This is a genomic window from uncultured Algibacter sp. (genome assembly GCF_947495925.1).
GTDB lineage: Bacteria > Bacteroidota > Bacteroidia > Flavobacteriales > Flavobacteriaceae > Algibacter_E.
Window position 1 is genome coordinate 398,020 of record NZ_CANMAU010000002.1, and the last position, 13,357, is coordinate 411,376.

At 33.2% G+C, this 13,357-nt stretch carries 10 protein-coding genes, 2 tRNA genes and 1 pseudogene; 4 read left to right on the forward strand and 9 right to left on the reverse strand.

Going from position 1 to position 13,357, the window contains the following annotated elements:
• Positions 1-111: 111 nt before the first annotated feature.
• Positions 112-837 (reverse strand): queuosine precursor transporter, encoded by a 726-nt coding sequence (locus Q0857_RS05025; protein ID WP_298532813.1) that lies wholly within the window; start codon positions 835-837, stop codon positions 112-114.
• A gap of 69 nt (positions 838-906) precedes the next feature.
• Here Q0857_RS05025 and folK point away from each other — a divergent pair, with 69 nt between their 5' ends.
• Positions 907-2,037: a 2-amino-4-hydroxy-6-hydroxymethyldihydropteridine diphosphokinase gene (gene folK, locus Q0857_RS05030; RefSeq protein WP_298532814.1), complete on the forward strand. Its 1,131-nt coding sequence runs from the start codon at positions 907-909 to the stop codon at positions 2,035-2,037.
• Positions 2,038-2,217: 180 nt separating this feature from the next.
• On the opposite strand, the gene Q0857_RS05035 is transcribed toward folK, so the two are convergent.
• From Q0857_RS05035 to Q0857_RS05070, 8 genes and pseudogenes are all read right to left on the reverse strand, one after another.
• Entirely contained in the window at positions 2,218-2,457 is a 240-nt protein-coding gene (locus Q0857_RS05035) for a hypothetical protein (protein ID WP_298532815.1), read from the reverse strand.
• A gap of 108 nt (positions 2,458-2,565) precedes the next feature.
• The gene (locus Q0857_RS05040) at positions 2,566-3,294 is read right to left on the reverse strand and encodes a hypothetical protein (protein WP_298532816.1); all 729 of its coding nucleotides are present in this window, start codon (positions 3,292-3,294) and stop codon (positions 2,566-2,568) included.
• A gap of 417 nt (positions 3,295-3,711) precedes the next feature.
• Positions 3,712-5,016, reverse strand: a complete 1,305-nt coding sequence (locus Q0857_RS05045; protein ID WP_298532817.1) for a glycoside hydrolase — start codon at positions 5,014-5,016, stop codon at positions 3,712-3,714.
• An 18-nt stretch (positions 5,017-5,034) separates the two neighbouring features.
• Positions 5,035-7,068: a glycoside hydrolase family 2 TIM barrel-domain containing protein gene (locus tag Q0857_RS05050; protein ID WP_298532818.1), complete on the reverse strand. Its 2,034-nt coding sequence runs from the start codon at positions 7,066-7,068 to the stop codon at positions 5,035-5,037.
• 80 nt (positions 7,069-7,148) lie between these two features.
• A pseudogene (locus Q0857_RS05055) lies at positions 7,149-7,764 on the reverse strand (methyltransferase domain-containing protein).
• 183 nt (positions 7,765-7,947) lie between these two features.
• Positions 7,948-9,012 carry a DUF481 domain-containing protein gene (locus Q0857_RS05060; RefSeq protein WP_298532819.1) on the reverse strand — a complete coding sequence of 355 codons (1,065 nt, stop codon included), beginning with the start codon at positions 9,010-9,012 and terminating at the stop codon, positions 7,948-7,950.
• Between the two features lie 84 nt (positions 9,013-9,096).
• Positions 9,097-9,756, reverse strand: coding sequence for a class I SAM-dependent methyltransferase (locus tag Q0857_RS05065; RefSeq protein WP_298532820.1), 660 nt, complete (start codon positions 9,754-9,756; stop codon positions 9,097-9,099).
• Positions 9,749-10,285, reverse strand: coding sequence for an RNA methyltransferase (locus Q0857_RS05070; protein WP_298532821.1), 537 nt, complete (start codon positions 10,283-10,285; stop codon positions 9,749-9,751). Before Q0857_RS05070 ends, Q0857_RS05065 begins: the two co-directional genes overlap by 8 nt.
• A gap of 129 nt (positions 10,286-10,414) precedes the next feature.
• Between Q0857_RS05070 and mutS the strand changes: the two genes are divergently transcribed.
• From mutS to Q0857_RS05085, 3 genes are all read left to right on the forward strand, one after another.
• Positions 10,415-13,027 carry a DNA mismatch repair protein MutS gene (mutS, locus tag Q0857_RS05075; RefSeq protein ID WP_298532822.1) on the forward strand — a complete coding sequence of 871 codons (2,613 nt, stop codon included), beginning with the start codon at positions 10,415-10,417 and terminating at the stop codon, positions 13,025-13,027.
• Positions 13,028-13,124: 97 nt separating this feature from the next.
• A tRNA-Gly gene (locus Q0857_RS05080) sits at positions 13,125-13,196 on the forward strand.
• 29 nt (positions 13,197-13,225) lie between these two features.
• Positions 13,226-13,309, forward strand: a tRNA-Leu gene (locus Q0857_RS05085).
• Positions 13,310-13,357: the final 48 nt, after the last annotated feature.

A 13,357-nucleotide genomic window follows, 5' to 3' on the forward strand; every position in this document is an offset into this window, starting at 1 on the left:
CACGTATTTTACTTAAAATAAACCAACAATATGGTTTAATAAGTATATACGTACAGAATAATGTTTTAGTTGAACGAAGTGAAAAAGTTTAATGTAATTTATCCCTTAACGCTATTTTTTGATTAAATCTGCTCCCAGAAAATCTATCTCTTCATTGACCTTTAAATTGAAACGTTTCCTGAATAAATAAACACTTAGATATAAAAAAGGAGTGTCTAAAACCGCAATAAGGACTTTAAAAATAAAACCACTAATCAGTAAACCTTTAAAATTTACCCAATCAATAATACCAAAAGAACAAAGAAGAAACACAATAGTAAAGGTGTCTACAAATTGAGAAAACCAAGTAGAGAAATTATTTCGCAACCAGAGGTGTTTGCCTTTGGTAAGGCGTTTCCAGAAATGATATATTTGAATGTCAACAAATTGAGCGAATAGATAGGTAAGCATACTTGCAAAAACGGCTATAGAAGAATTTCCAAATACAGTTTGAAACGTATCGTCTTTTACATAAGACCAAGAGATTGCAGGAACTACACTTCCCATTTTTATAATTAAAAGAGAGAATAAAGAAGCAAAAATACCAGTCACAACAACATCATTAGCGCGTTTCTTGCCGTAAATTTCACTAATTAAATCTGTAATTAAAAAGGTAATGGGGTAGGGTAAAATACCAACAGAAATCTCAAAAAGTTTGCTACCAAATATTTCAATATCAAAAGGGTACCAGTAGAAGAATTTCTGAAAAATGAGGTTTGAAACAACAAGCGAGGTTATGAATAAAGCACCTAAAAGGATGTATATACGTTGGGCTGCAAGTTTGTCTTTTAATGTCATTTATAATTGTGAATAAATAGGTTGTGTAAATATAATGGATTAAAAATTGTTTTAGTTATTTTGCTTTTTATGCAAAAACCAACGACATATCATATAGCCTTAGGAAGCAACAAAGGAGATAAACTTAAAAACCTTCAAGATGCTGTAGATACTATTCATGTTGAAATTGGAAACATTAAACTAATTTCTAAGGTGTATAAATCACCGGCTTTTGGTTTTGAAAGTGACGATTTTTTTAATGCATGTTTAGTTTTAGAAAGTTATTTAGATTCAGAAACTGTATTGCAAAAACTGCTAAGAATTGAAACTAAAATGGGGCGCACACGCTCTGAAGGTAAAGGGTATGAAGCTAGGGTTATAGACTTAGATATTATTTTTGCTGAAGATCAAATTATCGATACCGAAACGCTAAAGGTGCCTCATCCCGAAATGGGAAAGAGACGTTTTGTGTTGCAACCGCTTAATGATATAGGGACAAAAATTATTCATCCAACATTAAATAAAAAGGTTGCTATTTTATTAGAAGAATGCGAAGATAATTCTATACTTGAGCCCATTAAAATTTGGTTGAAGAACCCTAGGAAATCATATAACTTTTCAAAATATAATTACATTGCTATTGAAGGCAATATTGGTGCAGGAAAAACAAGTTTAGCAATGTTGATGGCGCAAGATTTTAATGCCAAATTAATTTTAGAACGTTTTACTGATAATGCCTTTTTGCCTAAATTTTATGAAGATCCCTCAAGATATGCATTTCCTTTAGAAATGTCTTTTTTAGCAGATAGATACCAGCAAATTAGTGACGATTTATCTCAGTTAGATTTATTTAAAGAATTTATTGTTAGTGATTATGACGTGTTTAAATCGCTTATATTTTCTAAAATAACATTGAATGATGAGGAGTTTAGTTTATATAGAAAATTATTCTATTTAATGTTCAAGGATTTGCGAAAGCCTGATTTGTATATTTATTTATATCAAAATACCGAAAGTTTGCAGCAAAATATTAAAAAACGAGGACGCGATTATGAGCAAAATATAACCGATGATTATTTAGAGAGAATAAACTCGGGATATTTAGACTTTTTAAAAACGCAGAAGGATTTTAATGTGAAGATTATTGATATTTCAGATAAAGATTTTGTCGAAAATAGAATGGATTATTTATCTGTGTTAAACGAGATGTGTGTGTTTTAAGTTTCGATTATACGTTAAGAATAACTAGCAATTCTCGATTTAGGTAAATCCAAAATTTTAAATTTTTTTATTCTGAATTAAGTTTAAAGTCTATTGAAAGGTAGGCTCTGTTTACGGATTTGGATAAAACTAATAAACCCTCTAATGAAATTTCATTAGAGGGTTTATTGTTTACGTTTTTTACCAACCAGAATAGTCAAAATCTCCACCGCCATAATCAAAACTATCCATTCCTCCTAGGTCGTCAAAAGTGCCGTAATCATTGGTTTTAGGAATATTGTAATTATCGTAGCTACCATAATCATCATTATACTCAGGGGCTATGTAATCATAACTATCTATGTAATCGTTATAATAATCCATTTCTATAAGATCTAATTCATAATCTAGAGCATAATCCATGTCAATAACGGCATCCATATAGCCCCAATCATAGCCGTAATAAAATGAATAATAGTCATAATAGCTATCTATAATTATTACAGAAAATCCTGGGCACCAACCTCCCCAAGGTCCCCAATACCAATGTCATCCCCACATCCAACCGTGCATCATGTTAAAGGTATGCATAGCCCAGAAGTAGTCATTTCTATTATTTTGAGCGCGCTCTAGTTCTATGGATTTTTTACGTAATTCATTAATACCTTTAGCATTCTTGCCCATCTTTTTTTCCATCTCATTAAGTTTACTCTGTAACTCTTTCTGCTTAGATTTTAATTTCTCTAATTGCTTCCGCTCTTCACTGGTAAGTGGTTTGTTAGAATCTTTGTCTTGTGATTCTTTAGAATAATTCATGTATAGAAGATTGATGGTTTCTGACGTTTGGTTAATACCTTTTTGAATTTTTTCATCCTTAACGTTTATCATCTCGTATACAATCTTTAATTCTTCTACTGAAGATAATGCAGCAGCCATACCGGTAAAAAAGGTTTCATCTTTTAATAAAGCTCCACGTTCGGTTTTGTGTAATTCTGAGTTAAGTGATTTTAGTGCTTTCCAATATGGAGCAGCATCTTTATTGTTCATGGATAATCTATTGTCCTTACTCTCTTTAGACACTTTTATGGTATAAGTTAATGCCTTATTAGCACTGGTAATTAAGCTTGAGGCATTGTGTTTTGAAGGTTCTGAGCTACTAGGTTGGCTCATAGTCATATTAAAACTGCTTGCATGCGCTTGAAGTTTATTAGATGGTATGACTATGAGTAGTATAAGCGTTGAAAGCATTATTGCTTTCAAAAGTCTTATTGTTTTCATTTTTATGTCTCTTTAAGGTTTCTATATTAAAAAGGGTAATTATGGATTAAAAACCCTAAAATATTTTTTTTGAATTAGTAAAATGGGATGGCTTAAAGAAGTGTAATCCATCTCGTTAATTATTTATAAGTCAAAAAAGTAGTCAGGTTTAATTTATGAAATGAATATAATTAAAGCATATTTACCTGTTCCATCTAAAACCAGCGATGAAGATATAATCGACTTTTTTTCTTGCTTTAGCAGGATGCTTATCTTAATTTCAAGGTATTGTTTGCTTAACGTAGAAGTTTTTCATAAAGATATCATCATGTTTTGACATGGTATCTAATATCTGCACGAAAACCATCAAATTTAACATGCAAAAAGCGATGAATTGACAAGTTAATAAGCATGCTGTAACCTTAAGTCTTTCTCCATTTATTGATTATTCAAAACAGATTGATTTTCTTTATCAATACGTTCACGCTGGGCTTCGTTTAATCCATATTTGAAATATAAATCATTAGGATATAGGAGATTAGATTTTTTCATGCTTGGGTCATTTATTTTTCTACTTAAATCACAATCAAATCGTGCTAATTTGGTATACATTTTACCCCAATCATTTCCTGCATTTATAAAATGAGAAAGTCCCCAAGAAATCCCGTCTGCATCTCCCGAATCCGTGAAAGCATCTGGTGAAAATGGGCCTGCGGCTACAGGTAACATTTTACCTACTGAGGCAATCTCAAAATTCACCCAATCTTTTGCGTATTGAATGGTGTAATGTTCTATACCATCAGTGGTTACAATGGCGGCAACGCCTTCTTTAAAAGGAAATAGAATAGTTTCATGCCCAGAGTTCATTACTGGGTTTAAGGGATGTTTTTTATATGGACCTTCAGGCGATTCGGCAATAGCAACGCCCCATCCATCCCAATGTTTTTTGTTGGCATCTCTTTTGCCCATACCGGATTTATAATAGACATATATCTTTCCATCGTGCACTAAAGGGTAGGGATCGTGTATTACGCGATGATCCCATTCATTTTCTTTACCAAAATCAATAACTACTTTATTTAACGGTGTCCAGGGACCATCTGGCGAATCTGCATAGGACATAGCAACAGGACATACATCACTACCGCCTCCATCAGAAGGTTTTCCACTTGGAGCGCTAAACGCTTGATAATATAAATAATATTTGTTTTTCCATTTCAAGACATCTGTTGTTGAAACGGATCGCCAACCAGGATTTGGTTTTTTAGGCTTTGGAATAGCCACACCTTGTTCTTCCCATGTAAAGCCATCGGTACTTGTGGCGTACCAAATATCGCATAAATCCCAATCTGCAGAGGGTATTGTGTCGTTGCATTTAGCATATCCCATAGGTTTAGTTGGTGTGTTTCGATAGGTGTACCACACATAATATTTGCCATTTTCAAAAATAATTTTTGAAGGGTCTCTGCGGGTAATTGTGCCATCACCGTCGTTGTAATCAAAGCCTTCAAGTTCCGTATATTTGAAGTTCGAATACAATTCGTTATCTAAAAGACGAGGTGCCTCATAATGCTTAAAACTGCGTTCCATGGCACTGCTTAACTTTCTGTTCGGATCAAGGTTTTCAAGAAATAATGGAAAAGCATCTTGGGGTTCATTATTTATAGATTGCGTTTGCTCTTCAGATTTGCTGTTACAGGAGTAAATAGCTAGTACTAGAATTAAAAGTAAAATTGATCTCATTTTTCTTAAAGTTTGAAATTAGTTTAGTTGCCATTCTACCTCATCAGTCATGGATTTACCAGAATGTACTTTGATGATGTTTTTTCCTTCTTCAAGTTTGATATTTTCAAAAGTGAGAATATGAATGGTGGATGTTAGTTTCTTTTTAGCAATTTTTTTGTCATTTACATAAAGAGTAACTTTATCTTGATTTGTATAGATTTTTACATCTACCAAGTTATTTTTACGCTTAGTATGTCTGCGTTCGGCTATATATAAAACTGGTGTGTCTGACCAATTAGCTTTATAAAAATAAAAAGCATCTTTTTTAGTCGATCGATCAAACGTAATTAATCCTTTATGATTAGTAAATGGAATCCCCCCACGATTCCAGTCTCCAACGGAAAAATCGAACATATTCCATATGTATGAACTCCAAACAAAAGGACGGTCTTTTATTATTTTCCAAGAAACTTCATGACAGTACGTTTGGTCTTGCTCTGGAAAAAACGTTCCAAAAGGTTTATCTAGATTGGTAATATCTTGCTGAAAAATATTTCCTCCCGCTCCGTATTCACTTATACTTATTCCTATTTCTGGTTTTGTTTGATTTGATTCATCTAACCACCTTGCTAAATCTTTATATTCTCCGGTATACCAACCAAAATATTTGTTCCAAGCTTGCAAATCTGTGATACCTCCCATATTGGAATTAACTCCTCTATCACTAGCCGAAATAGTTAAACGGGTTTTATCCAGACTATGAGCAAGTTCGTTTAGCTCTTTGGTGTGCTGTACGCAAGGTTCGTCAGGGCTTTGGTAAGCACGAACTTCATTCCATAAGCCCCAAACAAAAATGCTTGGGTGATTATAATTTTGCAGGATTAACTCTTTTAGTTGTTGTTTGGCGTTTGGTAGTTCACGTCCACTATAATCGTGTACAAAAGGAATTTCACTCCAAACTAAAATACCTTTTTCATCAGCAAGATTATAAGTGGTTTCAGAATGTTGATAATGTGATAAACGTAATGTGGTTGCTCCAATTTCATCAACAAGATCCATATCTTTTATGTGATTATCTTCTTTAAGAGCAGGCCCAAATTTTTTCCACTCTTGGTGCATGGCTACACCATGCAAATCATAAATTTCTCCATTTAAATAGAAACCTTTTTTAGGGTCTATCCTGTACGATTTAATACCGAAATTTTGTATGACTTTGTCTTTGGTTTTCTCTGTTTTTAATTCAATTTCGATGGTATAGATATGTGGGTTTTTACGACCATTCCAAAATATTGGCGATTGAATTTCGAAAGGCTCTTTAATAATTTCAGAACCTGATTTGAAATTTATGGGTTTTGTTTTTTCAAGAACTATTTCCCCCATTCTATCTTTAACGATATACTTTAGCTGAGCTTCCTGGTTTTTAGTGCCTTTTATATGGGTTTCAAGAGTTAGCTTCGCGAGATTACTATTTATGTTTTTTTGTTTTATAAACACTCCGGATGAAGCAAAATGTATAGGAGAAATATGAGTTTCTGGAGTTGCGAATATTTGTACTGGTCTATAAATACCTCCATAAATATTAAAAAGTTTATCGGTAACAGGTATTCTTTTAAAATTTGGTTCGTTTGTAACTTTTACAGCAATATTGTTTTCTTCGCCAAATGCTACATAATCTGTGATGTTAAAACAAAATGCGGAATAGCCACCAGAATGCTGTCCTAATTTTTTGCCGTTTATATATACGGTAGCTTCGTGACCTACAGCTTCAAAACGAATAAAAATTTGTTTTCCAGCCATTGTCTTGGGTATAGTAGTTTTGTTTTGGTACCAAACAACGCCACGATAATATCCGTTTTCTTCAATGGCATCCATGGAGTATGTATGCGGAATTTTAACCAAATTCCAGCCGCTTAAATTCGGATTTAAATTTTGAGCGTTATATACGTTTCCTTTTTTGAAGTTCCAGTCTGTAAGATTAATGTGGTCTCTTGATTTTATAAATGAAATTTGCGCATGCCCCATGAAGAAAGAAAAGAGTGTAAAGGCTACAAGAAGGTTTTTTAATGACATATTATTTAGTTTGGTAAGTAGCAATAAATGTATAAAAAACTTGTAATATAGACTGATCGCCAAGCTAAAAGTTAAAAAAGTTATACCGTTTTGTATAATATTGTATTAATCTGACCTTTATTGTTTTCTAGAAGCTTTTTTTGAAGTGTTTTCTCTTCTTTTATTTTGAAATTGAAGGGCGGCTCTAAAATAGAAATTCCGCTCTGTTTTTTTATTCTAATACCTTGTCCAGAAATAATGTCTTTATTTGGAATAAATGTTCCTAAAGGAATGTGTTCTGTTAGAATAACGTACTTGTAATTTTTGAGTTTAGTTAGAATATTTTGAATTTCGGTATTAGAAAGGTGGTGTAGTACTTGTCGTAAAATAACACAATCTCCTTTAGGAAGTTCATCTTTTGAAATGTCTAAACACTGAAACTCTAAGCCTCTTTCATTATTTTTTTTTATTTCTATCAATAAGTATTTCAATTATATCAATAGCAATATATGATTTGGCATATTTAACGAGGTGTCTTCCAATATTGAAATCTCCACAACCTAAATCGCATACAATTAAAGGTTCTTTAAAAGAACTTAAAAATAAAATGACTTGTTCTAGATAAGAGTTTATAATATCTAAATTGTGAGAGCCTTCTCCCGAGTAAAAATCAAAAGACTCACCTCCCCAAAGCTTTAAATCATAAATTTGATTCATAACATCCTTAGTTGGCCAAGGCTTCTTGATTTTGAAATTTTTTAGGTTGCTGCTTACGCAAAGATTTGAATCTGTTTTAATGGTTAAATCTGCTAATATACAAATGTGCAATTCCCAACCTTTGGAATAGATCATAACATTTGAACTTCTAATTTTATGTGATAGTACCTCTCTTTATTCTTTTTACCATTCCCAACCAAAACCAGTAGTGAAGATATAATCTACCTCTTTTCCTGCTTCAGCAGGGCGGTTGTCATAGTTCAATGTATAACCCGCTCTAACGTAAAAGTCTTTTATAAACACATCATCATATTTTGCATCAAATCTAAAGTCTGTACGAAAACGACCAGAGGCAACAGATGGATCAGAAATAATTGTGGGGTACAGCGTAAGGTTGGTGAAAAGATTTAAATCACCAATATCGTAAAGGTTTAATTCTGTTCCTATATACCCTTCCATAGAATTTCTGCTTGGAGCTGTTGTGCTTGTGCCATCATCTGGATTAAAAACAGGAGAAAAAGTTTCATTATTCAATGCAACCCCTCCTGAAACATTCCAATATAATGAGTTAGTGTGTTTAATGTAATTACCAACCCCCATTTTCGCAGTGGTGCGTAAATCTAAAGATTGCTCTGTATTTGATAGAAAGTCTATGTCTGCAGAAAGATTCCAATCTGCAGGTAAAAAGTATCGAAAACCAAGTCCTGCATCATTTCTTTGTATGTCATCAACACCATCTTGAGTAGTAATTAAGGTGTTATAGTATAATTCAAGAGACCATCTGTCAGCCAAATAACCCATTCTCAAATTCCCATTTAACTGCTGCTGGTTATTTGCTTTTGTTAATGAAAATCCAAAGTCAATATTAGCGGAGAGTCGACTCAAAAAACTACTGTCTACACTATTTATATTAACAATGTCATTTTGGTCAACAGTCAGGTCCTCGCCATCTTCATTGTCTATAAAAATTTTGCCCTCTCCAACAGAGCTGAAGCTTCCGTTTATTCTTTGTCCGTCAGAAAGCGTAATTAAGTATCTTTGTAAGGCTTTCATTTCCTTAATGTCTTCCCATTTAATTTTAAAATCAGAATCAGAGTATGGTGGTTCTATAGTTAAAACGCCTTTATCCATGCTTTTTAAATCTCCTATAATAGTATTGCCATTATTAAGAACTAAAGAGTCATTTTGGCCAAGACTTATCAACGATATACTGAAAAGTAAAATAAACAAAGAGCTAGACTTATTCATTGATTAGGTTTTTTTGGTAAAATGGTTATCTCACAAAGTTAGAATTTAAACAGTTTAAAATCAAGTTAAATTGCAAAAGGAGGTTTAAAATATTTGATATAAGGTTGTTGTAATACATCCTTTATTATTTTCTAAAATAGATTCACAAAGCAGTTTTTTGTTTTTAATTTTAAAGTGAAAAGGGCCTTCCATAATGTCAACACCACTATGCTTTTTCAATCTAATACCTTGTCCTGAAATAATATCTTTATTAGGGACGAAATTTCCAGAAGGGAGGTGCTCAGTTAGAATGATGTATTTGTAATTGGCTATTTTTTTAACCACTTGCTGTATTTCAGTATTTGATAAATGTTGTAATACTTGGCGCAGAATAACACAATCTGCAGGTGGAAGTTCGTCTTTTGCTATGTCAAGACAATAAAACTTTAAGTTTTCATTTTTAAAACGGCTTTTGTTTCTGTGAATAAGGGGCTTAACAATATCTATAGCCATATATTTTTGAACGTGTTTTACCAAATGACTTCCTACATTAAAGTCACCACAGCCTAAGTCGCAAACAGTTAATGTATTATTGAAAGATTTTAAGAAATGCTCAACCGTATCTAAATAAGGGGTAATTATTTCAGGGTTGTAAGAGCCTTCGCCAGAATAAAAATCAAATTCACTGCCGCCCCAAAGGTGCTTGTCGTAAATCTGTTCCATGGCATCTTTTGTAGGCCAAGGTCTTTTTGTTTTTCTAGCCAACGGATTTAAGTTTGCAAAATACATCCCAAGTTACTATGCCACAACTTACAGAAATGTTCAAAGAATGTTTCGTACCAAATTGAGGAATTTCCAGAACCAAATCACTAGCATCTACCACGTCTTGCGTAACACCTTTTACCTCGTTACCAAAAACTAATGCGTACGTATTATTTTTTTCAACAGTAAAATGATCGAGCATAGTGGCATTCTCTGCTTGCTCAATAGCGCATACTTTTACACTTTCAGTCTTAAGTTTTTTGATGATGTCCATCGTGTTTTCAGCATACTCCCAGTCAACCGTTTCGGTGCTTCCCAGTGCGGTTTTATGAATGTCTTTATGTGGTGGTTTAGCAGTAATACCACAGAGATAAATTTTTTCAATGAGAAAGGCGTCACTAGTTCTAAATACCGAGCCAATATTATTCAGGCTTCTAATATTATCTAAAACAATGATAATGGGTGTTTTTTTTGCTGATTTAAATCCGTCAACACTTAGTCTGTCTAATTCGCTATTTTTTAATTTACGCATGGTTTTATTGTTGAAATCTCGCTTTAATTGTAGATAACTTCTGAAAAATCGACTTAAAAAAACATTAAATTAATAGTACATTGCATGCTACAATTTTGTCAAAAGTAACACTTAAAAACCACTTTTCCATTGGCTAAAAAAGCAAAAAAAGAAACCCCGTTAATGAAACAATACAATGCCATTAAAGCAAAGTATCCAGATGCTTTATTGTTGTTTCGTGTAGGTGATTTCTATGAAACCTTTGGGAGTGATGCGGTTAAGGCGGCGGGTATTTTGGGCATAATATTAACCAAGCGTGGTGCCGGTAGTGAGAGTGAGACAGAGTTAGCAGGATTTCCGCACCATTCATTAAATACCTATTTACCAAAATTGGTAAAAGCAGGAGAGCGTGTTGCTATTTGTGATCAATTAGAAGACCCGAAACAAACTAAAACCATTGTGAAACGAGGGGTTACAGAATTAGTAACTCCTGGTGTTGCTTTAAATGACGAAGTGTTAGTTTCAAAATTGAACAACTTTTTATGTTCGGTGTATTTTGATAAAAAATATATTGGAATTTCATTTTTAGATATTTCTACAGGTGAATTTTTAACATCACAGGGAAATGTGGAGTACATTGATAAGTTACTTCAAAATTTTAGTCCGAGTGAAGTCTTAGTGTCTAAGCAGAAACGCACCCTTTTTAATGAGACTTTTGGACATGATTTCCATATGTTTTATTTAGAAGATTGGGTATACCAAACAGATTATGCTTACGAAACTTTAACTAAACATTTTAATACAAAAACGCTTAAAGGTTTTGGAGTTGAAGATTTATATGAAGGGATTATAGCTTCTGGTTCTATTCTGCATTATTTGGGAGAAACGCAGCATAACAAACTACAACATATCACTTCAATTTCTAGAATTGCGGAAGATGATTATGTGTGGATGGATAAATTTACTATCCGAAATTTAGAGCTTTATAATTCTACCAATAATAATGCAATTACACTTTTAAATGTGATTGATAAAACCATTTCGCCTATGGGTGGGAGGTTGTTAAAACGTTGGCTAGCATTACCTCTTAAAAACGTCGAAAAAATAAAACAGCGCCATGAAGTAGTGAGTTTCTTAACTAAAGAAGATGAGGTACTTCAAATGGTTCAAAATCATATAAAACACATTGGCGATTTAGAGCGTTTAATTTCTAAAACGGCTACAGGAAAAGTAAATCCTCGAGAGGTTATTCAACTTAAAAATTCATTAGAAGCTATTGTTCCAATAAAAAGCTTAGCTTCTAATTCTAAAAATGAATCTCTACAAATTATTGGTGATAATTTACAGAGTTGTGAGGTGCTTCGCGAAAAAATTAAGCAAACTTTAAATGAAGATGCCCCAGTAAATGTATTGAAAGGCCATAGTATAGCTACTGGTTTTTCTTCGGAATTAGATGAATTGAGAGGTTTGTCTAAATCTGGAAAAGATTATTTAGATAATATGCTAGAGCGAGAAAGCGAACGTACTGGAATTACATCGCTCAAAATAGCATCAAATAATGTTTTTGGGTATTATATAGAAGTTAGAAATACACATAAAGATAAAGTTCCTGAAGAATGGATACGTAAACAAACTTTAGTTAATGCAGAACGTTACATTAACGAAGAGCTTAAAGAATACGAAGCCAAAATTTTAGGTGCTGAAGAGCGTATTTTAGCTATAGAACAACAATTGTTTTCTGAATTAGTTGCTTGGATGAATCAGTACATTAAAGCGGTACAACAAAATGCCTATTTAATTGGACAAATAGATTGTTTATGCGGATTTGCACAATTAGCAAACGATAATAATTATAGCTATCCACAGATTGATGACTCTTTTGATTTAGATATAAAAGATGGTCGTCATCCGGTTATTGAAAAACAATTGCCAATAGGTGAAGCTTATATTGCTAATGATGTGTTTTTAGACAGAACAGATCAACAAATTATTATGATTACTGGTCCTAATATGTCTGGTAAATCTGCAATTTTACGTCAAACAGCATTGATTGTTCTATTAGCTCAAATAGGGAGCTTTGTACCTGCAGCAGAAGCTAAAATAGGGTTGGTGGATAAAATATTCACAAGAGTAGGGGCAAGTGATAATATTTCTATGGGAGAATCTACTTTTATGGTAGAAATGAATGAAACAGCATCTATTTTGAATAATATTTCAGATCGAAGTTTAGTGTTGCTTGATGAAATAGGTCGTGGCACAAGTACATATGATGGTATTTCAATAGCTTGGGCAATTAGCGAATATTTACATGAGCATCCTTCAAAGCCTAAAACTTTATTTGCAACACATTATCATGAGTTAAATGAAATGAGTGAAACTTTCGGACGTATTAAAAACTTTAATGTATCTGTAAAAGAGTTAAAAGATAATGTTTTGTTTCTAAGAAAACTGGTTGAAGGTGGAAGCGCACATAGTTTTGGTATTCATGTGGCTAAAATGGCTGGAATGCCACAGCAAGTTTTGCGAAGAGCAAACAAGATATTAGAGAAATTGGAGAAGTCGCACTCAAGTGAGGAGCTTACAGATAAGGTGAAAACACTTAGTGATGATTTGCAATTGAGTTTTTTCAACCTTGACGATCCATTACTAGAGAATATCAAAGATGAAATATTACATACTGATATTGATACGCTTACCCCGGTAGAAGCGCTTATGAAATTGAATGAAATTAAGCGTATGTTGGTTAAGAAAAAACAAGCTTAAAAATATTTTCATTTATTTTAATAAAAGCCTTTGGAATTCCTAGAAATATTTTAAATTTGCATCCGCAATCGAGAGGTTGTATGTTCATTAAAAGACTGCGAAAGTAGCTCAGGGGTAGAGCATCACCTTGCCAAGGTGGGGGTCGCGGGTTCAAATCCCGTCTTTCGCTCTGAGACTTTCTTGAAAAAATACCAAGATGCTGAAGTGGTGGAATTGGTAGACACGTTGGACTTAAAATCCAATGTCCATTAGGACGTACGGGTTCAAGTCCCGTCTTCAGTACTAAGCCTTTGCAGGATTTCCTGCTTAGGCTTTTTTAGTTTATAAACG